The sequence below is a fragment of the Kitasatospora sp. NPDC058243 genome (assembly GCF_042882025.1).
Classification (GTDB): Bacteria; Actinomycetota; Actinomycetes; order Streptomycetales; family Streptomycetaceae; genus Kitasatospora.
The window spans coordinates 1-25,683 of record NZ_JBHVWW010000073.1 but is presented as its reverse complement, the minus strand read 5'-3'; the positions used below and the strand labels follow the sequence as shown (position 1 = coordinate 25,683).

General features: G+C 72.5%; 18 protein-coding genes and 2 pseudogenes. 10 read left to right on the top strand and 10 right to left on the bottom strand.

Features of this window, described 5'->3' with window-relative positions; translation table 11 throughout:
* Positions 1-299: 299 nt before the first annotated feature.
* The gene (locus tag ACFVX9_RS33520; protein WP_387985354.1) at positions 300-1,877 is read right to left on the bottom strand and encodes an alpha/beta hydrolase; all 1,578 of its coding nucleotides are present in this window, start codon (positions 1,875-1,877) and stop codon (positions 300-302) included.
* 215 nt (positions 1,878-2,092) lie between these two features.
* A pseudogene (locus ACFVX9_RS33515) lies at positions 2,093-2,191 on the bottom strand (oxidoreductase); the annotation flags it as partial.
* Between the two features lie 210 nt (positions 2,192-2,401).
* Here ACFVX9_RS33515 and ACFVX9_RS33510 point away from each other — a divergent pair.
* The gene (locus ACFVX9_RS33510; RefSeq protein WP_387985352.1) at positions 2,402-3,073 is read left to right on the top strand and encodes a hypothetical protein; all 672 of its coding nucleotides are present in this window, start codon (positions 2,402-2,404) and stop codon (positions 3,071-3,073) included.
* Positions 3,074-3,107: 34 nt separating this feature from the next.
* Positions 3,108-3,674, top strand: a complete 567-nt coding sequence (locus ACFVX9_RS33505) for a PPOX class F420-dependent oxidoreductase (protein ID WP_387985350.1) — start codon at positions 3,108-3,110, stop codon at positions 3,672-3,674.
* A 68-nt stretch (positions 3,675-3,742) separates the two neighbouring features.
* Here the strand turns inward: ACFVX9_RS33505 and ACFVX9_RS33500 are convergent, their stop codons facing one another.
* Positions 3,743-5,131, bottom strand: coding sequence for a protoporphyrinogen/coproporphyrinogen oxidase (locus ACFVX9_RS33500; RefSeq protein WP_387985347.1), 1,389 nt, complete (start codon positions 5,129-5,131; stop codon positions 3,743-3,745).
* A 389-nt stretch (positions 5,132-5,520) separates the two neighbouring features.
* Here ACFVX9_RS33500 and ACFVX9_RS33495 point away from each other — a divergent pair, with 389 nt between their 5' ends.
* From ACFVX9_RS33495 to ACFVX9_RS33485, 3 genes are read left to right on the top strand one after another with little or no spacing between them, the layout of a single operon-like run.
* The gene (locus ACFVX9_RS33495) at positions 5,521-6,387 is read left to right on the top strand and encodes a class I SAM-dependent methyltransferase (protein ID WP_387985344.1); all 867 of its coding nucleotides are present in this window, start codon (positions 5,521-5,523) and stop codon (positions 6,385-6,387) included.
* Positions 6,384-7,412, top strand: coding sequence for a terpene synthase family protein (locus tag ACFVX9_RS33490; protein WP_387985341.1), 1,029 nt, complete (start codon positions 6,384-6,386; stop codon positions 7,410-7,412). The genes ACFVX9_RS33495 and ACFVX9_RS33490 overlap by 4 nt, the downstream gene beginning before the upstream one ends.
* Entirely contained in the window at positions 7,396-8,715 is a 1,320-nt protein-coding gene (locus tag ACFVX9_RS33485) for a cytochrome P450 (protein ID WP_387985338.1), read from the top strand. Before ACFVX9_RS33490 ends, ACFVX9_RS33485 begins: the two co-directional genes overlap by 17 nt.
* An 80-nt stretch (positions 8,716-8,795) precedes the next feature.
* Here the strand turns inward: ACFVX9_RS33485 and ACFVX9_RS33480 are convergent, their stop codons facing one another.
* Both ACFVX9_RS33480 and ACFVX9_RS33475 read right to left on the bottom strand, forming a co-directional pair.
* Positions 8,796-9,446, bottom strand: a complete 651-nt coding sequence (locus ACFVX9_RS33480; protein WP_387985335.1) for a dihydrofolate reductase family protein — start codon at positions 9,444-9,446, stop codon at positions 8,796-8,798.
* Positions 9,447-9,564: 118 nt separating this feature from the next.
* Positions 9,565-10,377, bottom strand: a complete 813-nt coding sequence (locus ACFVX9_RS33475; RefSeq protein ID WP_380426944.1) for a DMT family transporter — start codon at positions 10,375-10,377, stop codon at positions 9,565-9,567.
* Between the two features lie 138 nt (positions 10,378-10,515).
* On the opposite strand from ACFVX9_RS33475, the gene ACFVX9_RS33470 reads away from it, so the two are divergent.
* Positions 10,516-11,421, top strand: a complete 906-nt coding sequence (locus tag ACFVX9_RS33470; protein ID WP_387985333.1) for a LysR family transcriptional regulator — start codon at positions 10,516-10,518, stop codon at positions 11,419-11,421.
* A 58-nt stretch (positions 11,422-11,479) separates the two neighbouring features.
* On the opposite strand, the gene ACFVX9_RS33465 is transcribed toward ACFVX9_RS33470, so the two are convergent.
* Positions 11,480-12,913, bottom strand: coding sequence for an SMI1/KNR4 family protein (locus ACFVX9_RS33465; RefSeq protein ID WP_387985330.1), 1,434 nt, complete (start codon positions 12,911-12,913; stop codon positions 11,480-11,482).
* A 142-nt stretch (positions 12,914-13,055) separates the two neighbouring features.
* Positions 13,056-13,685 carry a TetR family transcriptional regulator gene (locus tag ACFVX9_RS33460; protein WP_380485488.1) on the bottom strand — a complete coding sequence of 210 codons (630 nt, stop codon included), beginning with the start codon at positions 13,683-13,685 and terminating at the stop codon, positions 13,056-13,058.
* Positions 13,686-13,753: 68 nt separating this feature from the next.
* On the opposite strand from ACFVX9_RS33460, the gene ACFVX9_RS33455 reads away from it, so the two are divergent.
* The 3 genes from ACFVX9_RS33455 (at position 13,754) to ACFVX9_RS33445 (ending at position 17,500) form a co-directional block, all read left to right on the top strand.
* Positions 13,754-15,235: an FAD-dependent oxidoreductase gene (locus ACFVX9_RS33455; protein ID WP_387985326.1), complete on the top strand. Its 1,482-nt coding sequence runs from the start codon at positions 13,754-13,756 to the stop codon at positions 15,233-15,235.
* A 172-nt stretch (positions 15,236-15,407) separates the two neighbouring features.
* A complete protein-coding gene (locus tag ACFVX9_RS33450; protein WP_063352578.1) occupies positions 15,408-15,986 on the top strand; it encodes a TetR/AcrR family transcriptional regulator in 579 nt (192 codons plus the stop codon).
* 134 nt (positions 15,987-16,120) lie between these two features.
* Positions 16,121-17,500, top strand: coding sequence for a hypothetical protein (locus ACFVX9_RS33445; protein ID WP_387985323.1), 1,380 nt, complete (start codon positions 16,121-16,123; stop codon positions 17,498-17,500).
* A 68-nt stretch (positions 17,501-17,568) separates the two neighbouring features.
* Here ACFVX9_RS33445 and ACFVX9_RS33440 read toward each other — a convergent pair whose 3' ends face one another.
* The 3 genes and pseudogenes from ACFVX9_RS33440 to ACFVX9_RS33430 form a co-directional block, all read right to left on the bottom strand.
* The gene (locus ACFVX9_RS33440; RefSeq protein ID WP_387985320.1) at positions 17,569-18,348 is read right to left on the bottom strand and encodes an SDR family NAD(P)-dependent oxidoreductase; all 780 of its coding nucleotides are present in this window, start codon (positions 18,346-18,348) and stop codon (positions 17,569-17,571) included.
* 32 nt (positions 18,349-18,380) lie between these two features.
* A pseudogene (locus ACFVX9_RS33435) lies at positions 18,381-18,734 on the bottom strand (SDR family NAD(P)-dependent oxidoreductase); the annotation flags it as partial.
* 102 nt (positions 18,735-18,836) lie between these two features.
* Positions 18,837-19,583, bottom strand: coding sequence for a helix-turn-helix domain-containing protein (locus tag ACFVX9_RS33430; RefSeq protein ID WP_387985317.1), 747 nt, complete (start codon positions 19,581-19,583; stop codon positions 18,837-18,839).
* A 641-nt stretch (positions 19,584-20,224) separates the two neighbouring features.
* Between ACFVX9_RS33430 and ACFVX9_RS33425 the strand changes: the two genes are divergently transcribed.
* Positions 20,225-25,683, top strand: a 5,459-nt coding sequence (locus tag ACFVX9_RS33425; protein ID WP_387985314.1) for a hypothetical protein, incomplete at its 3' end; no start/stop codon positions are given.

Here is a 25,683-nt window from a genome sequence, read left to right as displayed (position 1 = left end):
GAAGAGGACTCGGGGGGGGAGGGTTGTGGGGGGTGGGTGGATGGGGTGGTTTTTGGCGGGGTGAACCCAAGCTAGGGGGGGGAGGGGGCGGGTTTTTCCCCCTGTCGGCGGGGGGGGGGGAGGGGCCCCGGGCCGGTGCCCAAGAGGTGCTGGGCGACGAGCCCGCCGACCGAGTGGCCGATGATCACGGGCGGGGTGCCGAAGGACCGCACGACGCGCGCGTAGTGATCCATGAGCACGCCGAACGACTCAGAACTCGCGCAGATCGGCGGGGTGGGGGCTTCGACGGTGCCGTGGGGCTAGTTGCCGCAGGTCAGGTCCTTGGCGGGCAGTCGACCGGTGGTCAGGTAGCGGTTGACGTCGGCGCTCGCGCAGGACGGGCCGGCCACCACCACACCGTGGCCCTCGCCGCCGGCCACCGTGATCATCCGTGCACCGTGCAGCGCCCGCCGCATGCCCTGTGCCATGGCCAATGTCGCCTGCGGGTCCCACTGGTTCTGCACGATCAGCGCGTTGACGTCGTTGTTCACCACGGTGGCCGGCTCGCCGGGCGCCCGCTTCCAGAACGCGCACGGCTGGATGTTGGCGCCCAGGTCGCCGGCCAGCGGGTAGCGGGCCTTGTCCCGGATCGCGTCCCGGCGGTACTGCTCGGGGTCGCGCGGCCAGTCGCGGGTGTCGCCGCAGAAGACGGCCCACACGACGGCGGCCCGGTTGTTCTCCGGGTCGACCGGGGCGACCAGGCCAACCGGGTCGGCGGCCCGCGCGCCCGCGCCCCCGTCGGCGGCCCGCACCGGGGCGACGCCGGACACCGCCGCGCCGGCCACGCCGGTCGCCCCGGCCGAAGCGGCCGAAGCGGCCGGCCCGCCCGCGGCTGCGGCCTTGAGCGCGACGATCCAGGGCGTGACGGCCTCGACGCGGACGAACTCGGCGTACCTGGACCGGATGGCGTCGCCGCTGAGCGCCCCGCCCTCCACCGGAACGGGCGTGCGGTCGGCGTGGGCGATCAGGTCCCAGTACGCCTTCCGGACCTCCGCCGCAGTCGCGCCCAGCCCGTACGCGGTGTTGCGGGCGGCGGCCCACTCGGTCCACCGGGTGAAGGCGAGTTCGGCCCCCGCCGACCACCCCCGGAACATCCCCTGCCACGCGAGCGCCGGATCGAGCGCGCTGTCGAGCACGAACCGGTCCGCGCGCCGGGGGAACATCTGTGTGTAGACGGCGCCCAGGTAGGTGCCGTACGAGTACCCGAAGTAGGAGATCTTCTGTTCCCCCAGCAACGCCCGGACGACGTCCATGTCCCGGGCCGTGTTGCGGGTGGTGATGTGCGCCAGCGTGTTCCCCGCCTTGGCCCGGCACTTGTCGGCCACCGTCCGGGCCCGGGCCACGTCCTCGGCGAACTTCCCTTCTGCGTAGGGGTGTTGGTAGACCTGCTCGTCGGGCGTCAGGCCGCAGCCGACCGGCGAGCTCTGCCCGACCCCGCGCGGGTCGAAGCCGACCAGGTCGAACCGCTCCCGCACCTGCGCCGACAGCAGCGGCTGCATCTCCACGGGCAGGCCCAGCCCCGGGAAACCCGGGCCACCGGGATTCATCAGCAGCACTCCGTGCCGCTGCTTCGCGCTGCCCGCCTTGATCCGCGATATCGCGAGGTCGATCCTCCGGCCCCCGGGGTTGCCGTAGTCCAGAGGCACCTTGACCTTCGCGCACTCGAACCCCGCCGGCCCGCCCGCGTCGCAGCGCTCCCAACGGAGCTCCTGCTGCGCGTACTGCTGGAGCGGGTCCCCGCCCGCCGCGAACGCCGTCACCGGGGTGAGCGCCGCGATCACGGTCGTCACCGCGCCGACCGTCAACAGGGAGATCGTTCGTCCGTCTCGCAGCGCCATGCCCGTCCTCAGTGCAGAATCGGTGTTCTCGGATCGCCTCCAGTCTCCGTTCAGGCCCACTCGTCCCCCGTACGGCGCAGGGATGGGTTCATGATCAGACTTGCGGCGTACGCCGACGGGCTGACGTAAGGCCAGAGTCCCACCTCCCGCCGACCGTCGGTCAGGGTCGACGACCTGTCGGCCGCCTGCCGGCGCTCGCGCTGCGCGCTCCTCGGCCCGCAGCCTGCGACGTTCTCTCGCAGGTGTGCCACGGACGAGGTGCCGCGGATCAGCAGGATGTTCGGCGACCGCCGCAGCAGCCAGGCCAGGGTGATCCACCCGTCGCGGCGGTTGCGGATGGTGGTTGTCGATTGTGTGATGTCCTGTCGACGCCGCCTCGCCCTGTCGGCGTGCTGCTCGCCCGGGCGTCGGGAATGGTACTGCACGACCCCAGGGAATGCCGTCCGCCGCCTGCACCCTCCTACACGGAAGCTCCAGCGTGAGTACCATGCGCAACGTCATCCATTACTAAGGAGTGAACGGTTGTGACCAGCCAACCAGCCAGCACGCTCCGTACGCGGCTCGTCGATCAGGCCGCATCGGATCTGGAAGAGAACCGTCGGCGTCAGCAGGAACTGGCCGAGGAGGTCAGGATGCTGAAGCAGGAGGAAGCCCTCCTGGTCGACATCCTCCAGCTCGCCGAACGGTACGAGGGCCTGTCGGAACCCTCGCCCCTGCCCCAGCAGGCACAGGACGAGCCCGTGCTCACCGGGGCGAAGCGACGCCGGGCGTCCGCTGCGGCCCCCGCCCGCACACCTTCGCCGCGTTCGGCGCGTTCGGCTCGTTCGGCACGGGCGGAGAAGACGGCGAAGCCCGCGAAGCCCGCGAAGGCCGGGAACACGGCGCGGACGGTGCGGGCGGGGAAGCCGGCACGGGCCGCCGCGGCGGGGAAGTCGCGGCAACCCCTGCTCGGAGAGCTCCTGTTGTCCCTGCTCAGCGGTCACGACGAACCGCGCCTGGCGAAGGAGCTGCGGGACGAACTGCTGGTGAAGCACCCGGACCGCGCCCCCACCGCGCAGGTCGTGCGCAACACCCTGGAGTCGCTCGTGGCCAAGGGGAGCATCCAGCGCCACAAGCAGCAGCGGTCCGTGCTGTACACCCTCGCCGAGTCCGGCCGGCACGCGCTCGCGGCGCAGGAGGGCGCTCAACGGCCTTGACCTCAACCGCCCTTGAGCTCCTAGGGTCGTCCGCATGATCTTCACCGAGAGGGAGCGCGAGTACCTGCTCGCCCAGCCACTGGCCCGACTTGCCACCATCGGCCCCGACGGCCGGCCGCAGATCCGCCCGGTGGGCTTCAGGCTCAACGACGACGGGACCATCGACATCGGCGGGCCCGCCATGGCCCGCAGCCAGAAGTACCGCGACGCGCAGGCCCGCCCCGAGGTCTCCGTCCTGGTCGACGACCTGGCTCCGGCCGATGACCCGGTCGCGGGCGGGTGGGGGCGCGGGGTCGAGATCCGGGGCCGGGCCGAGGTGCTGACCGTCGACGTGCCGCCGGTGGCGCCCGACCGCTTCAGCCGGGACATCGTCCGCGTCCACCCCCGCAGGGTCATCACCTGGAACCTGGAGGAACGGGGTCCGCCGCCCGCGACACCGGGTGACGAGGGTGGCGGAGTTCGTCGTGGATGCGGTCCGCGTGGACGGCGTACGTGGTGCCCCCGATCCCGGGCTTCTCCTCGTTCGGCGCTCAGGAACGCGTACGTGTGTCCACCGGCCTCGCGTATGACAGTCACGTGCCTCGCCCATGCGGTCACGTGACTGTCATACGTGTGAAGAAGCCGGCCGTACAACGCGACCAGCCGCCGGCGGTGGCGGATGTCATCGCCTCAGGTCGCGAGGGGCAGGTCCAGGATCCGGCGCGCGGCGCATTCGCCGGTGGCGAGCGCGGCGTTGGTGGTGCTGTAGGCGAAGTGGTCCCCGGCCAGTTGGACGGGGGAGGCCGGATCCAGGCTCGCGGTGAAGGCGGCGAGGTCCCGGTATCCGCCGGCCGGGCGGGCGAGGACCGCGTTCTCCCAGCGCTGGACGACGGCCATCTCCCGGTGGTCGTCGATGTGGGCGGCCAGGTCCGGCATCACCTCGCCCAGGGCCGCGCGGGCGTCGGCGATCACCGTGTCGTCGTCGAGGGCCATCCGGGCGGCGTTCCAGTCGTGCCGGAAGATCAGGGTGACCAGGCCACGGCCGGCGGGGGCCCGGCCGGGGCCGAGGTTGTGCTCGTACAGCGCGACGCACAGGTCCGGGTGCTCCCGGCGCGGCACGGCGACGCCCAGGGCCGTCTCGGCGGGAGGCCGGCGCAGCCCGAAGGTGACGTGGACGTCGCTGGTGTACCGGACCCCGTCGAGGTAGCGGCGCTGGTCGTCGTCGAGGGTGGTGACGATCCGGGCCGCGACCGGGGCGGGTACGGCCACGACGCAGGCGCGGGCCCGCTCCGTCCGGACCTCGCCGTCCCGCTCCCACACCACCGCAACCCCGTCCCCGTCCCCGTCCCGGCGGACCTCGGTCACGTGGGCGCCCAGTTCGACGCGGGTGCCCGGGGCGCGCATCACGGGGGTGTCGAGGAGGTGTTCGGGGAGGCTCCCGACGCCGCCGTCGAAGGTGAAGCTCGCGGCTCCGAACGTGCCCCACATGATGCAGAAGGCGCCGACGGCGGCGACCTCCTCGGCGGGCACGAGGAACTGGGTGCCGCACAGGGGCTCGATCAGGTAGTCCAGGAGTTCCCGGTCGAGCCTGCGCAGGGCGTGCTCCCGGGCGCTCTCCCCGTCGATCCCGGCGGCGCCGGACATGTCCTCCCAGCGCAGCCGGCGGCGGGCGGCCGCCAGGTCGCGCAGCAGGTTCAGCGCCTTGAACTTGGCGCGCCACCCGAGCAGTCCGGTCCGCAGGAGCCCCGAGGCCTGGACGAGGGAGAGGCGGTGCACCCGGCCGTCGCGCAGCACGCCCAGCTCGTCCGAACACGGGAGCATGCGCGTGGCGAGCCCCGCGTCCTCCAGCAGCCGGATCATGGGCGCGTAATTCCGGGAAAGCCAGCTCGCGCCGCGATCGACGCGATATCGGACGTCTCCGACCGGCACTTCGCGGGTGGACATCCGCCCTCCGACGTGGCCTTCCTTTTCGAACAGGGTGACGTCGCAACCGGCCTGGCGCAGCCGAAAAGCGGCGGCCGTTCCCGCGATTCCGGATCCGACCACGATCACGCGGTCCTCACGGGCCTTTTCGGCCATGTGGCGCCTCCTCGGACATCCCGGTTCCCCGGGTTTCTTTTCGCGCGGGCAGAAACACTCTGGGACGGCGCGGAGTTGTCCGTCAACCCCACCGGATCTCCGCCGAAGCGGTCATCGCGCCGCCCCGGCCAACACCTTGACGCCCCGTTGACACCCGTGGACACCGGTGTTGAGATCGATGCGAATCGAGGGCGGCGGCGGTGCGCCGCCGTCACCGTCGCCGTGTTCACGGTCTCCCGCGCGAGAAACCGCGAGAAGCCGCGAGGAGCTACAGGAAGCCGCGAGAAGCGAAGCATGAAATCCGGTGCGCCGCACCGAACGGACTGGCGTGTCGCCAGGGGGCGGTGCAACGGCGCTGATCCAATCGGCGAGGAAAAAGGAGGTACCGCATGCGGAAGGAACCGCCGACGGAACGCGAACTCCCGGCGTACGGGGACGAAGTCCTCGCCTTCGCCCACCCCGCACAAATGGAACGTCTGAACGCCCTGGCCGGTTTGTGCGATCCCGCGACGACGGGCGATCTGGCGCGTTGGGAATTACCGGCCGGGGCCCGTTGTCTGGAAATCGGGGCGGGCGCCGGGACCTTGGCCCTGTGGCTCGCCCGCCGTCACCCCGAGGGCGAGGTGACGGCCACCGACACGGACCTCCGCTTCCTCGCGGGCCTGCGCCACCCGGCCCTGCGGGTGCTGCGGCACGACGTGCGCACCGAAGGGTTCCCGCCCGACACCTTCGACCTCATCGTCGCCCGCAGTGTCCTGTGCCACCTGCCCGATCGCGCCTCGCTGCCGGGGCGCATGGCGTCCTGGCTGAAGCCGGGCGGCCGCCTGTACATCGAGGACCCCTCGTTCTTCCCCTCCGCGTCCTCCCCCGATCCGGTCGTGCGGCGCCTCGGGGCCGCGGTCACCACCACCCTGGCCACGACGCTCGGCAGCGACGTGGCGGCCTGGGCCCGGTCGTTCCCCGCCCCGCTGCGGGGCCTGGGGCTCGGCGAAGTGGGGATGCGGGTGCACTGCCCGACGCTGACGGCGACCAACACGGCGGGGCGGGCCTGGGCGCTCTCGATCGCCGATCTCCTGCCGGCGATGGCACGCTCCGGGGCCCTCGCGCAGGCGGAAGGGGCCGAGGCGCTGGCCCACCTGCGCCGCCCCGGGTTCGTCGACACGGCGCACGCGATGATCGCCATGTGGGGCGTGCGCCCGGCGCAATGCCAGCCGGAACGACAAATGGCGCAACAACCGAAGGCGGGGGCCGCATGACGATCGACGTGCTCAAGGGCTCCGCGATCCGGGACGTCCCGGCCCGCCACGGCGACCACGCCGAAACCGCCGACGCGCAGACCCTGCGGTGGGTGGAGGCCGCCGGCCTCTGCGAGACGCCGGCGGAGCTGCGCAACCTCGCGCGGATCCGCCCCGGGCTGCTGGCGGCGTGGTGCCATCCGCGGGCCGACCGGTCGGACAGCGCCCTGGTGGCGATGTGGATGGCCTGGCTGTTCCTCCTCGACGACCGGATCGACGAGGGCGACCTGGGGCGTGACGCCGATCGCCTGGAGGAACACCTGCACGAGCCGCTCGGCATCGTCTCGTACGGGTCGGCGCCCACCTCGCCCATGGGGCGGGCCCTCGCGGAGATCGTCGAGCGGGCCTCGGACGCCATGCCCGACCCCTGGGTCCTGCGGTTCCGTCGTCACGTGGCCGACTACCTGTCCGCCTGCGTCTGGCAGGCCGCCCACCGGCAGGCCGGCCACGTCCCGTACCCGGACGGGTTTCCCGCCTGGCGCCGGGCCTTCGGAGCGATCATGCCCTCGTTCGACCTCGTCGAGCGGACGGACGGCTGCTTCCTGCCCCCGTCCCTGTACTACTCCCGCCCCTTCCAGGACCTCCTCGTCGCGGCGGCGGACCTGGTGTGCTGGACCAACGACCTGATGACCGTGGACAAGGAGGCCGCCCAGGGCGACCCCCACAACCTGGTGCTCGTCACCGCCCACCACGGCGGCATGGACCGGCACGCCGCCGCCCTCCTCGTGACGGACGCCTTCGAGGACCGCCTGCGGGCCCACGCGCGGTCCCGCCGCGAACTCACCGACCTCACCCGTGCGTTCGCCACGCCACCCGCCCTCCGGCGGCAGGCCGACCACTGCGCCGAGGCGCTCCTCGATTGGGCCCGGGGCCACCTGGAATGGGGCCTGGGCACGCCCCGGTACCGCACCGGAACGACAACGACAACGACCGCGCCTGCGCCGCCTGCACCCACGGGAGAGGACCACCATGCCGACACCCCCTGACCCCACCGGCCGCCGCCCGGCCCGGGTGCCGGGCGCCGTCCCGCTCCTCGGGCACGCGATCCGGCTGGCCAGAGCGCCCCTGGCCTTCCTCGACGCCCAACGCCGGTACGGGGACGTGGTCGAGTTCCGCATCGGCCCCCGGCCCGCCTACCTCCTCAACCACCCCGACCTGGTCATGGCCCTGCTGACCGGACCCGGGGGGCGCTTCGACCGCGGCGAGATCTTCACCAAGTCCCGCCCCCTGTTCGGCAACGGCATCGCCGTGGCCGACGGCACCCACCACCGGGACCGCCGCCGCGTCGTCCAACCCCTGCTGAGCGCCGCCCGCCTGCCCGGATACCTCGACACCATGGCCGAGTTGGCCACCGCCCGGGCCGACTCGTGGCACCACGGCCAACGGATCGACCTCAACGCCGAGATGGCCGAACTGACCCTGAACGTGGTGGCCGCGACCCTCTTCGGCCGTCCGCTCCCCGCCGGCGCAGCCTCCGTCGTCCACCACGCCCTGCCGGTCGTCGTGGCCGGACTGGGCCGCAGGGCCTACGGGCCCGCAGCCGCGTTCCTCGACCGGCTGCCCAGCGCCGAGCGGCGGAGCTACCACACCGCCCTGAGCGACCTCCACGGCGTCGTCGACGCCCTCATCGACGCGGACCCGCACAACGCCGCCCTGACGCACCTGTCGGCCGGCGCCGACCGGCGGCAGGTCCACGACGACGTGACCTCCCTGCTGGTCGGCGGCTCCCACACCAGCGGCGCGGCCGCCGCCTGGCTGTTCATCCTCCTCGCCCGCCACCCGGAGCTCCGCCGCCGGGTCCGCGAGGAGATCCGCCGGGTCGTCGGCGACCGCCCCGTCGAGCCGGCGGACCTCCCCGCGCTCGTCCTCACCCACCGCGTCGTCCAGGAGACCCTCCGGCTCTACCCGCCGATCTGGCTGTTCCCCCGCCGTACGGGCAGTGCGGTGGAACTGGGCGGCCACCGGCTCCCGCCCGGGGCCCAGATCTTCTACAGCCCCTACGCCCTGCACCGGGACCCCCGCTGGTACCGCAACCCCGGCGCGTTCGACCCCGACCGCTGGGACCCGCAACGGCACCCCGCTCCCCCGCGCGGCGCCTACCTGCCCTTCGCCGCCGGTGTGCACGGCTGCCCCGGCGGCGACTTCGCCCTGGCGGAGCTCACCCTCCTGACGGCGGCGGTCACGGCCGCCTGGCGAGTGGACCCGGTTCCGGGCAGCCGCCCCCGCCCGATGGCGGCGGCCACCCTCGGCCCCGCGCCCCTCACCGCGACCGTGACCGCGCACTCCTGAGCCCGCCTCCGAGCCCGCCTCCGAGCCTGCCCCTGAGCGGCCGTCACCCGGGCGCCGGCCGCCCGAGGCGGGCCCTCACGTCACCTCCGCCAGAACAGGTGGTGCGTCACCCCGCTCGGGCTGGGCACCACCTCCAGGTGGAACCGGTCCAGCAGCTCGTCGGGGGACTCCCAGAGCCGTAGCCCGGGGCCGAGCTCCACCGGCGACACCGCCACGTGCAGGGTGTCGACGAGGTCGGCGGCGAGGAACTGCCGGATGGTGCTCACCCCGCCACCGAGCCGGACGTCCTTGCCCTCCGCGGCCTCCCGCGCCCGTGCGAGGACCGTGGCCGGGTCGCCGTCGACGAAGTGGAACGTGGTGTCGGAGAGCGTGAACGACGGACGCTCGTGGTGGGTCATGACGAACACCGGAGTCCGGAACGGGGGTTCGTCACCCCACCAGCCGCGCCACTCGTCGTCCTGCCAGGGCCCGCGCTGGGGCCCGAACTTGTTGCGGCCCATGATCTCGGCACCGATGTTGCGCGCGAAGTCCCGCGTGAAGTGGTCGTCGAGGCCCCGGCTCCCCCCGGGAGCCGTCCGCATGGGCCAGCTCGCCGTGGCCCCGGCCCAGGCGAACAGCTTCTCGGGATGGTCATGGCCGAACGGCCGCTCGAAGCTCTGGTGCTCGCTGGCACCGGCACCGACGCCGTCACCGGAGACGTTGAAGTTCATGACTCTGAGCAGTTGGTCCACGTGTTCCCTCGTCAGATCTCGTCGCATCACCGTGCGGCAGGGCGCCGCACATCATGACGTCGCAGCGGACCCGGCCGAATCGACATCGGCCCGAAACTCTTTCTCGGGGCTCCGCTCATCACTCGGGGTTGGCGGGGGCGGTGGTGACGGCGACCGCGTTCGCTCCGACGATCACCAGCATGGCGAGCCAGGACGCCGCGCCGAGGTGCTGGCCGAGCACGACGAGACCGATCAGCGCGGCGAAGACCGGGTTGACGCTCATGAACACGCCGAAGAACTGCGTGGGCACCCGCCGCAACGCCAGCAGATCGGCCAGGAAGGGCACCGCCGAGGACAGCACGCCGGCGGCCAGCGCGCAGGCCAGGGCGGCGGCGGTCGGGGGACGAAGGCACAGCACCACGATGCCGACGGGCAGGTAGAGCACCCCCGAGAGCGCGGCGGCGGCGGCCGAGCCCTCCAGCCCGGGCAGGCGGCGGCCGACGACACGGTTGAGCAGGATGTAGCCGGCCCAGCACACCGCCGCGAGCAGGGCCAGGACGATGCCCGGGTAGTCGGTGGAGGGCGAGGGCCGGGCCAGGACGACCACCGCGGCCGCGGCGGCCACCGCACACAGGGCGTCGATGCGCCGACGCGAGCCGGCCAGGGCCACCGCGAGCGGGCCGAGGAACTCCAGGGTGACGGCCAGCCCGAGCCCGATGCGGTCGATCGCCGTGTAGAGGGACAGGTTCATCACGGCGAACACCATCGCGAGCCCGAGGACCGGACGCCACTGCGCCACCGTGAACGACCGCGGCCGCGGCCTGCCGACCGCCCACAGCACCCCGGCGGCCACCCACTGGCGGACGGCCACCACACCCGCGGGACCGATCACCGGGAAGGCGAGCGCCGCCATCGAGGCTCCGGCCTGGTTGGACAGGCCGGAGCCCAGCATCAGCGCCACCCCGGCCAGGCGCCCGTCGCCCTGGGCGGTGACGCCTTCATGAGAACCCTTCAGCACCATGCCCTCCACAGTGGAGCCGGCGCAGCCATACGCAAAATGCATTCACCGACCCATTGATACGCTCGGCGTATGGATGAGCGACGACAAAGTCCCGCCGATCTGGAACTGAAGCACCTGCGCTGCCTGGTCGCCATCATCGACACCGGCAGCTTCACCGACGCCGGCCCCGAACTGGGCATCTCCCAGGCCGCCGTCTCCCGCAACCTGCACGCCCTGGAACAGTTCCTCGGGGTGCGGCTGCTGCACCGCACCAGCCGCACGATCGCGCCCACGCCGGCCGGCGTACGGGTCCTCGCCCGCGCCCGCGTCCTGCTCGCCGGCGCCGACGACCTGGTCGCGGAAGCGACCGCCGGCCACGCCCGACTCCACCTCGGCCACGCCTGGTCCGCCTTCGGCCGCCACACCACCGACTTCCAGCGCCGCTGGCACGAGCGCCACCCCGACGTCGAGCTGCGCCTCGTCCGCCACAACTCCCCCACCGGCGGGCTGGCCGAAGACATGTGCGACCTCGCCGTCGTCCGCGCCCCGCTCGACCTGAAGCCCTGGTCACACGCCCTGATCGGCCACGAACACCGCATCGTCGCGCTCGCCTCCGACGACCCGTGGGCCCGCCGGCGCAGCATCCGCCTCGACGAGATCCCCGCCCGCACCCTCGCCATCGACCGCCGAACCGGCACCACCGCCCTGAACCTGTGGCCCGAGGACCAGCGGCCCGCCGTCATCTACACCCACGACATCGACGACTGGCTCGCCGCCATCGCCACCAGCCGCTGCATCGGCGTCACCCCCCAGGCCACCGCCGCCCAGTACCGCCGCGACGGCATCGTCTACCGCCCCCTGCGCAACGCCGCCCCCGTCCCCGTCCACCTCATCTGGCGCCGCCAGGACCCCCACCCCGCCACCCACGCCGCAGTCGCCCTCGCCATCGACCTCTACGGCGAGAAGCCCGGCTCCCCGCCGCCCCCGCGAAAGTGACAGCGGCACCCCAGCAGGGCCGCCTCACTCTCCCGGGCACACGAGATCCGCGACACGGCTACGGCAGGGGGCCGAGGTCGCCTTCGATGACGGTCTCCGTGATCAGGGGGCGCTCCCACAGGGTGAGGAGTTCGTTCGCGAGGGCCATGATCGGGCGCAGGTCGTGGTCGCTCGGGGCCTCGATGGCGGCGGCCGACAGGCCGCGCGGGACGGCGTCGGCGTCGAGCAGGCAGCGCCAGTCCTCCGGAGTCAGCTCCAGGAACTCCAGTCCGGTCAGCCGGGCGACCTCCCGGGGGTCGGCGAGCGCCCCGGGGCCGGCGTAGAGGGTGCGGAGCCGGGGCAACCCGACGACAGGGGTCAGACTGACCGGTTCGCCGCGCCACCCTCCGAGGGTCAGGACCTCCAGGTCGGGGTGGGCCGCCGCCTCGACGCTGTTGGGGACTTCGCCGTGGAGCCTCGCCACCACCGGCATCGGGTCCAGGCTCCGACCGGAGTACCAGCTCCGGTCCGGGTCCCGCACCAGGTCGGTGAGGGACTCGGCGAACAGGCAGGCGCCGACGCTCCGCTCGTGGTCGAGCACGATGAGCTGCCCGAGGTGGCCGCCAGGGCCGGGGGTCAGGTCGACGACCACCAGGTCCCCGCCGCCCGTGTCGCCGATGACGATCCACCCGGGCGAGCCGACCAGGTCCTGCACGGCGGCGTCGGGCGAGGTGACGCACGCCTCCGTCGCCGCGTGCTCCCAACGGAACGAGGAGCGCGAGCGGTCGGCGATGACGAGCCTGTCCAGGGAGCTCAGCTCGAAGCCGAGCGCGTCGCCGACGCGGTCGGAGGCCTCCCAGCACGCCTCAGCGTCCTCAGCGTCCTCAGCGTCCTCGTCGTTCTCGTCGTTCTCCGTGTGCTCCCACCACCGCGCGGCGGTCACCCGGTAGAGCACCTTGATCTCCTCGGGCAGTGCCACACCCAGGCGGGCCTCCGCGGCGGCGATCTCCTCCTCGGTGGCGCCGGTCTCGTCGGGCATCCGCTCGCGCAGCGTCCGCTCCAGCAGCTCCAGGTCCACGGAGGGGGCCGGCGCCGCCCCGGGCACCGGCTCGGGCAGGCGCCGCCACGGCTCGGGCACCGCGCCCTCGACCAGGGTGAGCGCGCCGGGGTGGGCGTTGCCGATGCCCGGGTCGACGGCCGGGCCGTGGTCGAACAGATGGAGCGCCGCCCTCCCGCTCGCCGGTATCTCCACGGCGAAGGCGACATCACCGGTCCCGGCCTCGGTGAGCGCGGCCCGGACGCGTTCGATCGCGTCGTGCTGCTCCTGGTTGTCCGACACCAGCATGGCGCGCCCGGCCTTCGGGTAGCGCATCCTCACCGGCACGCTCCACCCGTGCCGGCCGATCAGCCCCGCCACCTCGCCGCCCGGCGCGGCGAGCGCCTGCGCGTGGTCAGCCCGCAGGAGCCGTAGCAGGGGCTCCCAGGTCGCGAAGTCGTACAGCGAGGACGGCAAGGACGGCAAAGGCGACGAGGACGGCAAGAACGACGACGAGGACAACGAGGGCCTCCAGCAGATCCGGTGATCACGGCAGTGGCGATTATGACGCCCACCCCCGACAGTCCGGAGTGCTCCGGGAGGCCGATGCACCTGGGCGCTACCCGTGCTGCCCCAGTCCGTCGCGCAGCAGGTCGAAGGCCCGCTCTGCGGCGCGGACGGCCTCCGGGTAGCGGTCGTCGGCGGACGCACCGTCGGCCAGGCATTCCTGGTTCAGGACCGCCAGTTCCCGCTGCACCACGATCACCTGGGCGGCCACCAGGCGTGCGTCGAGCGGGTCGATGCCCGCTTCCAGCAGTGCCTCGGCCAGTGCGTCGCTTCCGCGCACGGTGTAGCGGATCATCCGCGCCGCCAGGCTCTCGGTACCGACGATCATGCGGAGGAAGGCCATGACCTCGGGGTCGTCGCACAGGCCGGTGTTGGGGTCGCGGCGTGCCAGGGCGTCGAGCATGGCCGCGCGCAGCGCCTCCAGCGGCGGCCGGCCGGCCGGGCGGGCGCGCACTGTCCGGGCCGCTTCGCTCTCGTGGTCGGCGAACCGCTGGAGTACGAGGTCCTCCTTCGTCGGGAAGTAGGCGAAGAGGGTCCGCCGGGAGACCTCCGCCGCCTCCGCGATCTCGGTGATCGAGACCTGGTCGAAGCCCCGGTCGAGGAAGAGGCGGATCGCCGTCGCCGCGATCGTCTCCCGGGTGCGTTCCTTCTTGCGTTCCCGCAGGCCCATCTGCTGATTCATGCACTCAGTCTACCTCGTGGTAGACTGAGTGCAGAATTGCACCCAGTTTCTTCTTTCGGGAGGTCATCGTGCGAACCGAGGTCATCGTGGTGGGGGCGGGCCCGACCGGGCTGATGCTGGCGTACGAGCTGACGCTGGCCGGGGTACCGGTCGTCGTCGTCGAGAAGCAGCGCACCCCCAGCACCCAGTCCCGGGCGGGCGGGCTCCAGCCGCGCACCGCCGAAGTGCTCGACCTGCGCGGGCTGCTGGAACCGCTGCTCGCGCAGGAGCCGTCCGAGACCACCGGCGGGCACTTCGCCACCCTGCCGGTCGAGCTGGACTGCCGGCCCTGGCGCACCCGGTACCCCCACCCGGTCAACGTTCCGCAGGTCCGGCTGGAGGCCCACCTCGAACGGCTCCTCGGCGAGCAGGGCGTCCCCGTGCTCCGCGGCCACGAGGTGACGGCGGTCGCGCAGGACCCGGAGGGGATCACGATCACCTGGCACGCGGACGGCGCCCCCGGCGGCGGTGACGCGCCCGGCGACGGTGAGATCCGCGGCCGCTACCTCGTCGCGTGCGACGGCGGGCACAGCACGGTCCGCCGGCTGCTGGGTGCCCCCTTCCCCGGCCGGGAGCGCCGGATGTCCGCCGTCGCGGCCGACCTCACCCTCGCCTCCCGGTCCGAGACCGTCCCCACCGAGCGCAAGCACTTCAGCCAGTACACCCGCGTGGCCGGCGGCTTCCACGCGATCCTGCACCCCATCGGCCCGGACCTCTACCGGATGCTGTTCGGCAGGCTCTCCGGACAGGGCCCGGACCGCGAGACGCCGGTCTCGGCCGACGAGGTCCGCGAGGCGCTGCACGCCGTGTACGGCCCCGACACCGAACTGGGCGAACTGCGCGCCGCCTCCCGGTTCGGCGACGCCGTGCGCCAGGTCGAGCGCTACCGCGAGGGCCGGGTGTTCTTCGCCGGGGACGCGGCGCACATCCACATGCCGATCGGCGGCCAGGGTGTGAACCTGGGACTCCAGGACGCGGTCAACCTGGGCTGGAAGCTCGCCGGCACGATCCGCGGCTGGGCGCCCGACGGTCTGCTCGACAGCTACCACGAGGAGCGGCACCCCGTCGCCGCGCGCGTGCTGCGCCACACCCGGGCCCAGGCCGTGATCATGAATCCCGGCCGGGACGAGGAGCTCGGCACGGTCCGCGAGCTCGTGACCGAGCTGCTGGGTCTGCCCGACACCAACCGGTACGTCTCGGGCATGATGTCCGGCCTGGACCTCCGGTACCCCGGCGTCGGCCCCCGGCTGATCGACCTGGACCTGACCACCGAGGACGGCCCGACCCGGGCGAGCCGGCTGATGCGCTCAGGCCGGGGCCTGCTGCTCTCCCTCGACGGCAGGCGACGGTCGGTCGGCGACCGGTCCGACCGGGTCGAGCACGTCCTGGCGAAGACCGACGAGGACGTGGACGGCGCCGGTGCCCTCCTGGTCCGCCCCGACGGCTACCTCGCCTGGACCGACACCGACGGCACCCCGCTCGACACGGCCCTCGCCCGCTGGTTCGGCTGAGGCCCCGGGCGGTTCGTCGGTACGCCGCGGTCCACGGCGCACCGACGGACCGCCCGTCGCGCTGTCGCCACCTGCCGCACGGGGCATCCGCCGGTTCTGCGGAGGCCTCACGTCGGGAGGAGCGCGGCCGCTCTATCTGGAGCATTCGATCCAGATAGGCTACGGTGAAAGCATGGCAAGGACCCGGGAGTTCGACACCGAGGCGGCGGTGAGCCGCGCCATGGAGCTGTTCTGGACGCGCGGCTACGAGGCGACCTCGGTGCGCGACCTGACCCAGCACCTGGGGATCGGGCAGGGGTCCCTGTACGCGGCGTTCGGCGACAAGGCCGGCCTGTACCGGGCCGCGCTGGACCACTACCGCGCCACCCTCGCGGCGGATGCGCTGCGCAGCCTGGAGGAGGGGACGGATGTCCGCTCGGCGATCCGCACGATGCTGATGGAGCGGGTCCGCATCGCCGCCGAGCACGGCGGTCGGGGCTGCCTTGCGGTCAATGCCGCCTGCGAGCGCCTACCGGGGGACTCGTCGATCCGGCGCACCGTACGGGACATGCAGGATGTCAGCCGGGACGCGCTCGCGGAGGTGCTGCGGGTCGCGGCGGAACGGGGTGAGATCGCGGCGCGGCACGACCCGCACAGCCTCGCCGCCTTCTTCGTCACCTTCCTCAACGGGCTGCTGGTCTCCTCGAAGATCACACCGGACCCCGAAGCCCTCGAACCCGTCGTGGAGGTCGCGCTCGCCGCCCTCGACTGACTTTTTCATGCCCGCAATCTGTATCGCACGATCCAGATAAGGGGCCGGACCCGCATCCGGCGCTCCACCTCTGCTCCATCCCTGCTCCATCGAAACGCGCCATCGACACGCGCCATCGACACTTCGGAGGACCCGTGCCCATCGCACCCACCCCGAGTACGCCCGCTCTCGGCGGCAGCCGCTGGAACACCTTCCCCGCGGCCGGCACCGCCCTGACCGCCCGTGACTTCTTCACGGCCACGGAGCCGCTGCTGCAGGGCGTCATCGATGACAACGCCCTCACCGCCGCCGACGGCGAGGTGCTGGAGACCCAGATCCGCGCGACCCTCGCCCTCGGGACCCGGGAGACCTCCCTGCCGCTGGCCGTCGGCCCGGGCAGCGCCCCGGCCGCTCGCGAACTGGGCGCGCAGGCCGAGGAGATCGGCCACGAGCTCGCCTCCTGGGCCGCCGCGGCCCTGGAGCGACTGCTCGCCGACCGGATCGCGCTGCCCGCCGGCCCCCTGATCGTCCGCAGCCACTGCTACGGCCACCTGCTCACCCCTCCCGCGACCGACCTGCTCCTCGGTCGCCGTGGCGGACCGGTCACGATGCAGCTCTACAACGAGTGGCTGCACCAGGTCGTCCTGCTGCGCGACGCCCTGCTGCCCTTCACCAACTGGCAGGACGTCCCGCTGCTGATCACTCCGACCGGGCTGCGGCACATCGAACCGGCCCGGGACGCGTTCCTCACCGAACTCCTGGTCCGCCGGATCCGGCACACCAGCATCGTGGCCTTCGCCCGCCACGCCGTCACCGGCACCCCCATCGCCCCCAACCCCTCCGGCCCGGCCGGCTACGGCTTCGAGTCGAGCGGCGGCACCGCCCTGCCGGCCGTCCTCGACCAGCCGCCCCTGACCGCCCCCCGGTACCTGCTGACCTGGCGCCCCGACCCGGCCGCCGACGAAACCGTCACGCACGTCGCCGAGTTGCGGGACTACTACGCCGCGCCGCGCACCCTCGTCGAGCACCTGCCGCCCGCCACCGCCGCACCGGGGCCGCTCACCGGCCGCATCACCGGCCGCATCGTCGCCGGGCCGGTCGCCGACGGGGCCCGCACCGCCGCCATCGAGCTCGCCCACGACGGCGCCACCGCCCGCGTCGACCTCGGCCAGGCCCTGCGCGGCCACCGCTTCGCCCACCGGCCGGACGGCGCCACCAGCGCCGAAGCGCTGCCCGCCGACGCGCTGGCCGCCGACCCGCCCGCCGCCACGGACGTGTGGACCGCCCTGCGCGCACCGGGGCTGGTGTGGACGGAGGCGGGCGACGCCGTCCTGGACGCCACCGGCCAGGGCGACCTCGTCGTCCTGGCCCTGCTCGGCCGGCTCTACCCGGAGAACGTCACCCTGCACCCCGCCGACCACCCCGTCACCCACCCCACCGACCACCCCGCCGACCACCCCACCGACCGGGCAACCGCCTCCGGCAACGGCCCGAGCCGGCTGGTGGCCCGGATCGATCCGCCGCGGACCAGCTGACACCCGCTCCACCCGGAAGGGGCCGCCCCTCGGTAGCCGACACCGGGCCACCGAGGGGCGGGTACGGGTCAGCCGGCCCGGTAGCGGGTGGCGAGTTCGGGGCTCTGCGCGCCGAACGCCGCCAGCTCGGCCCGGAAGACGGCGTCGAGGAGGCTCGCGTCCTCGACGCCGGGCGCGCAGACGACTTCGCCGAGTTGCAGGCCGCGCAGGGCCGCGGTGACGACGTCCTCGGCACTCATCCTGGGTACGGCGCTGAGATCGAGGCCCTGGCGCTCGTGGAACTCGGTGGCCACCACCCCCGGACAGACGACCTCGACCTGGACGCCGGTGCCTTCGAGCTCGGCGGACAGCGTCTGGCTCATCGCGACCAGGTGGGCCAAGGCGCCGGCGTAGACGGCGCGGCGGGGCAGCTGGGACTGCGGGGCGGGGCCGCTGAAGGCGATCATGCCGGCCACGTTGATGATCGCGCCCCGGCCGCGCTCCTGCATGCCCGCGACGGCGGCCCGGGTGAGCAGGGTGGGGGCGAGGACCTTGACGCCGACCAGTTCGCGGGCCAGGTCCGCGGGCAGGTCGGCGAGCGGCATGTAGTGGGCGACGCCCGCGTTGTTGACCAGCAGCGTCAGCGGTTCGGCCGCGCAGATCCGCGCGACGGTGTCGATGCCCTCGCCGGTGGACAGGTCGGCGGCCACGGATCGCACCTCGACCCCGGTGTGGGCGGCGGCGAACTCCTCCAGCCGCTCCCGGCGCCGGCCGACCAGCACCAGGTCGTAGCCGTCGCCGGCCAGCCGCTCGGCGAATGCCCTGCCGATTCCGGAGGTGGCGCCGGTGACGAGTGCGAGGTTGCTCATGGGCGTCGTTCCCTGTCGGTAGTCGGCCGTGGCGGCCGGAAGGCGTGGGTGACGCGGACGAGGCCGAAGACGTTGGTGGCGTAGACCGTCTCCAGGTCGGCGGCGGTGATCTCGGCAGGCGGGTTCCACCTGCCCGAGATGCCGGCGTTGTTGACCAGGACGTCGAGCCGGCCGGCTTCCTCGCGGATCAGCCGCGCGGCGGCCTGGACGGACTCCTCGTTGGTGACGTCGAGCTGGACCGCGCGGGCACCGATCCGCTCGGCCGTCTCCCGGCCGCGCCCGAGGTCGCGCGCCCCGAGGTAGACGGTGTGCCCGGCCCCGGCCAGTCGGCGGGCGGCCTCCAGGCCGATCCCGCGGGTGGCTCCGGTGATGAGTGTGGTCGTCATGGCGTGCTGTGAAGGCGTCGGGCCCCGCGTGATCCGGGGCTCCTCGCGCCTTCACCTCCTTTCCGGGTGGGTGGGAAGCGCACGGTCGCGCCGTGCGCGTTCCTACGGTGTGCTCAGGGCTGTGAGCCGTTGTCTGCTCTCCTCGTCGGCGGCGGGCATGACCACGAGGAACTGGTCGCGTTCCTGGGCGACGGTGAGGACCTGCCAGTCCAGCCGGACCTCGCCGACGACCGGGTGCAGGATCCGCTTGCTGCCGACGCTCCTGCCGGAGACCCGGTAGGTGGTCCACCAGTGCTGGAAGTCGGAGTCCTCGGCGCTCAGCTCGGCGACCAGTTCGGCGAGCCTGGGGTCGCCGGGGTAGCGGCCGGCGTCCATCCGCAGGTAGGCGACGCACTCGCCCGCCGACAGGTCCCAGTCCGACACGCGCTCGCGCGTCCGCGGGTCGAGGAACGTCAGCCACAGGTAGTTGCGGTGCTCCTCGGGGACCGCGGCGAAGTCGAGCAGCAGCTCGGCCGCGAGGTCGTTCCAGGCCAGGATGTCCGTGAACCGGCCCAGGACCACGGCGGGCGTGGTCCGCAGATCGGCCAGTACGGCCAGCACCGCGGCGGGCACGACCTGGTGCTGTGAACGCCGCTGTCGGCGGGCCGGGGCCAGGTCGGCCAGCCGGCGCAGGTAGTCGCGCTGGTCGTCGTCCAGCAGCAGGGCGCGGGCCAGCGCGTCCAGGACACTGCCGGACGGTGCGGGCAGCCGGCCCTGTTCGAGGCGGGTGTAGTAGTCCACGCTGATCCCGGCCCGCCCGGCCACCTCCTCCCGGCGCAGCCCGGCCACCTTGCGGGACCGTTCGTACACGGGGAGTTGGTGCGCCCGCGTTCTGATCGCAGCCCCGCCCCTCCACCCCTGCCGCCGGGCCGGGCCGGGCGCCGGGTCCCGGGAACCGGGTGTGCCACGGGCGGCGGTCTGCGGTGTGGCCAGCCGGGTGAACCTTCGCCAATTTGTCCGTATCGCCTCATTTATCACATTTTTTTAAGAAAAACTGACTGCAGAACAGCCCGGCTTGTCCTGCCCTGCTGCGCGGCGGCCCCGTGCGTCCAGTACTCGCCGACGCCGGCCGTTCGTCCGACAGGCCCTGGGAGCACCGATTCACCTGACACCGGCAACAGACGCGGCCACTGATCCGCCCAACGATGCGTCCGACGATGCGCACGACCCGGTGTGCCGAACGGTGCTGCCCGACCGGGGCCGCCTCCGATCGCGGCTGACGCTCCGCCGGCTCTCCCCCGGACCGGTCCGGACGGTGCGGCGCCCCCGGCGCGGGCGGGCGCCACCGGACGGACCGTAGGTCCGACTCCACCGCATCTCCCAGACCCGTGTACCGGCAACTCGGCCGGCCCCCTTCTGTTGCTCCCTCAACGCGCCGCCACACCATCCGCAACCCCCGTTCCGCTTCTCCGGGCCGACGCGGCCCCGGCGCAGGATCGAAAGGAATCGTCATGAGGCGCTGTGCGACCGCACGCACGGCCCGGGACCGCCGCCGTGCAACCCCGTCCGGCGTACGACGGCAGGGCGGGGCGCTGCGCGCCCGGTCCCCGTACGGACCCGAGGCACGCGCGGCAGTGGCCGGACTGCTCGGCATCGTCGCGAGCATCGGGCGACTGGCCCGCAGGACCGCCGTCGCGCACCTGCCACCACGCGAAGGCTCCGCCGCCGAGGCTCTGCGGGCCTTCCGCGCCGCGCTCGCCGTGCTGGTGGCGGTCGCCGCGACCGTCACCTCGCTCGCACTGCCGGCACACGCCGCCCCGGCCACCCCGCGTGCCCCCTCCACCGGGAAGCCGGCGGGCCGGCAGCAGCCGGTGACGTTGGAGAAGACCGGGACCGACCTGGCGACCGGCAGCAGCACCACCACCACCCAGGACGACACCGTCCAGTGGGTGGTCTCGGCCACCAACCCGGACGGCGCCCCCGCCAACACCGTGATCACCGACGTGATCCAGGGCGGCCCGGGCAGCACCCCGCAGACCCAGTCCTACGTGCCGAACTCGCTGAAGGTGCCTCCGGGCTTCAGCAGGCAGTGGTCCACCGACGCCGGCACCTCGTTCACGTCGACGGACCAGGGGGCGGCCACCAACGCGATCCGGGCAACCAACCCGGTGTTCGCGTCCCCGGCGACCGGTCAGGTGGTGCAGATCCCACCGCCGTTCACCCCCATCAACACCGCCACCGGCGGCGACGGCTTCACGCCGATCCTCTATACCGCCACCATCAACGGCATGCCCACGCCCGAGGTGTGGAACATCTACCACCACGGCGCGTCCAGCCAGGCTGCCGTGGTCTGCACGGACCTGCTGACGAACGGTCCCTGTCCCCTGCCGGACGGCACACCGGCGTCCTGGCCCCAGCCGCTCAACTCCGCGGCCGTCGGCGGGACGAGTGGGGACCTCGGCAGCACCCGCACACCCACCTACGTGCAGTCCGGGTCCAAGCTGTACTACGCGGCCGTCAGCCGGGTGACCTTCGCCGAGATCGGCGTCGGCTGCATCGACCTCCAGGCGCAGAAGAGCTGCGGCTTCGCGCCTCTGCAAACCGGCTCCGGCAGTGTCGTCGGCGGCGTGGTGGAAGCGCCGAACGGTCTGATCTACGCCGTGTCCGGCACCGGTGAGATCCTCTGCTACGACCCCACCGCCAACGCGTCCTGCGGGACCTTCTCCATCGGCCTGCCCCCCAACGAGGGCCAGGGCGGCTTCACCGGGGACTACTCGGGCACGATGACGGTCATCAACGGCAAGATCTACGTCAGCGACAACGAACCGGTGCCCAATCCCACGGTGATGTCCTGCTTCGACCCGACGACGAACGCGGCCTGCACCGGCTGGACCACGCCCAAGGTCCTGGTCACTCCGACGGCCGGCGGCGCCGCTCGCGCGGACAACGTCTTCGCCACGTACGACTCCGCAGGCACCGCCATCGGCGTCTGCTCGGTGGTCGGCGGCGTGCTCGCGGAGACCAACCCGCCGGTGGGCACCGTGGTCTGCTTCGACTTCGTCGGAAACCCGATCGCCGCGGCACCGGGCCTACAGACGCTGGTCAGCACCAACGTGGCCTCGGGCGAGAGCAACTTCCAGATCCCGCTGACCATCACCGCCCCCAACGGGCACCTGGACACCGAGTTCCCGTACTGGATCTACCTGGGCAACACGCCGACCCTGAACAGCACCGAGTACTGCTACGACTGGACCACTCAGTCGCCGTGCGGCTCGTTCGGCAACGCGGGCGTCGTCAACGGCCCGCCCAACGTCGACGGCGGCTACACCAGCCCCTACGGGTTCGCCTACGACGGCCAGTGCAAGTACAGCCTCGGCGACGTCGGGTTCCTGTTCTCGATGGACCCGACCACCGGCGCCTCCCCGTGCCTCAAGACCAAGGCGCAGGGCAGCCTCGACCCGAGCGCGTACTACTGCGACGGCAAGACGGGGCACGTGACGTCGTACGGCACGGTGAGCCTCGTCGACATCGATCCCACGACGGTCAACTTCGCGCAGTCGTCGGTGACCGTGATGGACTCGAACGGCGCGGCCCTGGGCACGTTCCCCTTCGACACCACCACCATGAAAGCCGACATCTCGTCCGTCCCGATCAGCGCCTCACCGATCCAGGTCGTCGCCAACCTCACCCTGATCAGCGGGGCGTCGTTCACTCCGGACAACCAGCCGAAGATGCAGGTGACGTTCGTCGGCGACCCGCCGCAGGTCTGCTACCAGACCAAGGTCAGCGAGGACTGCACCGTCACCTCGGTGAGCGACCAGGCCACAGCGACCACCAACGGCATGGCCCCGGTCACGTCCAACACCGTCACCCTCCAGGTGACTCCCGGGCCGTCCTGCAAACCTGAGCTGACCGTGCTCAAGGAGGTCTGCACCTCGGCGAACCCGGGTGACTGCGGGCCCGGCGGCAGCGGCCCCTGGGCGAGTCTCACCACGGTCGCACCGGGCGGTACGGCCTACTGGCGCATCACCGTCACCAACCCCGGGACGGTCCCCGTCACGGGCATCACCCTGACGGATGCCGTCACCCCCGCGTGCGCCACAGCGGCAGGAACGTTCAACCTGGCGGCGGGGGCCAACAGGCAGGTCTTCTGCAACCTCGCCAACGTCACCAAGCCCACCACCAACGTCGTCACGGCGACCTTCCCCGGACCCGGCGGCACCCCCATCACCACACCGCCGTCGGAAGCGACCGCCAACGTTCCGTCGCTGGCCATCGTCAAGGAGGTCTGCACCTCGGCAACGGTCGCCAACTGCATCGAGGGTGGTAACGGCCCCTGGGCCGGCGTCACCACCGTTCCGCCCGGCGCCACCGCGTACTGGCGGATCACCGTCACCAACACCGACGGCGTCGACATCTCCGGCATCACCCTGACGGATACCGTGACCCCGGCGTGCGCGACGGTCGCCGGCACGTTCAACCTCCCGGCAGGGGCGAGCACCCAGGTCTTCTGCAACCTCCCCGGCATCACCACCTCGACGACGAACGTCGTCACGGCGAGCTTCCCCGGACCCGGCGGCACCCCCATCACCACACCGCCCGCCGAAGCCACGGTCGACGTTCCGTCGCTGGCGATCGTCAAGGAGGTCTGCACCTCGGCAACCGCCGCCGACTGCGGATCCGGCGGCAACGGCCCCTGGGCCGGCGGCACCACCGTCGCCCCCGGCGGCACCGCCTACTGGCGCATCACCGTCACCAACACCGGTGCGGTGAACATCTCCGGCATCACGCTCAACGACGCCGTCACCCCGGCATGCGTCACGGCCGCCGGCACGTTCGATCTGGCAGCGGGAGCGAACAAGCAGATCTTCTGCAACCTCGCCAACGTCACGAAGCCCACCACCAACGTCGTCACGGCCACCTTCCCCGGCCCCGGCGGCACACCTCCGATCACCACACCACCCTCCGAAGCAACCGCCAACGTTCCCTCGCTGGCGATCGTCAAGGAAGTGTGCACCTCGGCAGTCGCCGCCGACTGCGGGCCCGGCGGCAGCGGCCCCTGGGCCGGCGGCACCACGGTTCCGTCCGGTGGCACCGCCTACTGGCGCATCACCGTCACCAACGACGGCCCCAGCGACATCACCGGCATCACCCTGACCGACCCCGTCACCCCGGCGTGCGCCACGGCCGCCGGCACCTTCAACCTGGCGGCAGGAGCGAACAAGCAGATCTTCTGCAACCTCGCCAACGTCACCCAGGCCACCGCCAACGTCGTCACCGCGACCTTCCCCGGACCCGGCGGCACGCCCATCACCACCCCACCCGCCGAGGCCACCGTCGATGCCCCGTCACTGACGATCCTCAAAGAGGTCTGCACCTCGACCACTGCGGCCGACTGCGCCAGCGGTGGTAGCGGCCCCTGGGCCAAGACGACCATCATCCCGTCCGGTGCCACCGCCTACTGGCGGATCACCGTCACCAACACCGGGACGGTCCCCATCACGGGCATCACCCTGACCGATGCCGTGACCCCGGCGTGCGCGACGACGGCCGGAACGTTCAACCTGGCGACAGGGGCGAACAAGCAGGTCTTCTGCGACCTCGCCAACGTCACCACCTCGACCACCAACGTGGTGACAGCCACCTTCCCCGGCCCCGGTGGCCATCCCATCACCACACCACCGTCGGAAGCAACGGCTGACGTTCCGTCGCTGACGATCGTCAAGGAGGTCTGCACCTCGGCAACCGCCACCGACTGCGGATCCGGCGGCAACGGCCCCTGGGCCGGCGTCACCACCATCGCACCGGGTGGCACCGCGTACTGGCGGATCACCGTCACCAACACCGGTGCGGTCCCGGTCAACGACATCACCCTGGCCGACCCCGTCACCGCGGGCTGCGTGACGGCGGCCGGAACGTTCAACCTGGCGCCGGGAGCAGACAAACAGATCTTCTGCAACCTCCCCAACGTCACCACCTCGACCACAAACATCGTGACGGCCACCTTCCCCGGCCCTGGCGGGACCCCCATCACCACCCCGCCCTCCGAGGCAGCAGTTGACGTTCCTTCCCTGACGATCGTCAAGGAGGTCTGTGCCTCCACCACAGCCGCGAACTGTGGGCCCGGCGGTAGCGGCCCCTGGGCCGGCGTCACCACCCTCCCGCCCGGCGGCACCGCCTACTGGCGCATCACCGTCACCAACACCGACGGCGTCAACATCAACGGCATCACCCTGACCGACACCGTCACCGCGGGCTGCGTGACGGCGGCCGGCACCTTCAACCTGACGCCGGGAGCGAACAAGCAGATCTTCTGCAACCTCCCCAACGTCACCCAGTCCACCACCAACGTCGTCACCGCGACCTTCCCCGGACCCGGCGGCACACCTCCGATCACCACCCCGCCCTCCGAAGCAACGGCCAACGTTCCGTCGCTGACGATCGTCAAGGAGGTCTGCACCTCGGCAACCGCCACCGACTGCGGATCCGGCGGCAACGGCCCCTGGACCGGCATCACCACCGTCGCCCCCGGCGGCACCGCCTACTGGCGCATCACCGTCACCAACACCGACGGCGTCGACATCAACGGCATCACCCTGACCGACACCGTCACCCCGGCATGCGCCACAGCCGCCGGCACCTTCAACCTGACAGCAGGAGCCAGCAAGCAGATCTACTGCAACCTCCCCAACGTCACCACCTCGACCACAAACGTGGTGACGGCCACCTTCCCGGGGCCGGGCGGCACACCTCCGATCACCACACCGCCGTCGGAAGCAACGGCCAACGTTCCGTCGCTGGCCATCGTCAAGGAGGTCTGCACCTCGGCAACCGCCGCCGACTGCGGGCCCGGCGGCAACGGCCCCTGGACCGGCATCACCACCCTCCCGCCCGGCGGCACCGCCTACTGGCGCATCACCGTCACCAACACCGGTGCGGTCCCGGTCAACGACATCACCCTGACGGATGC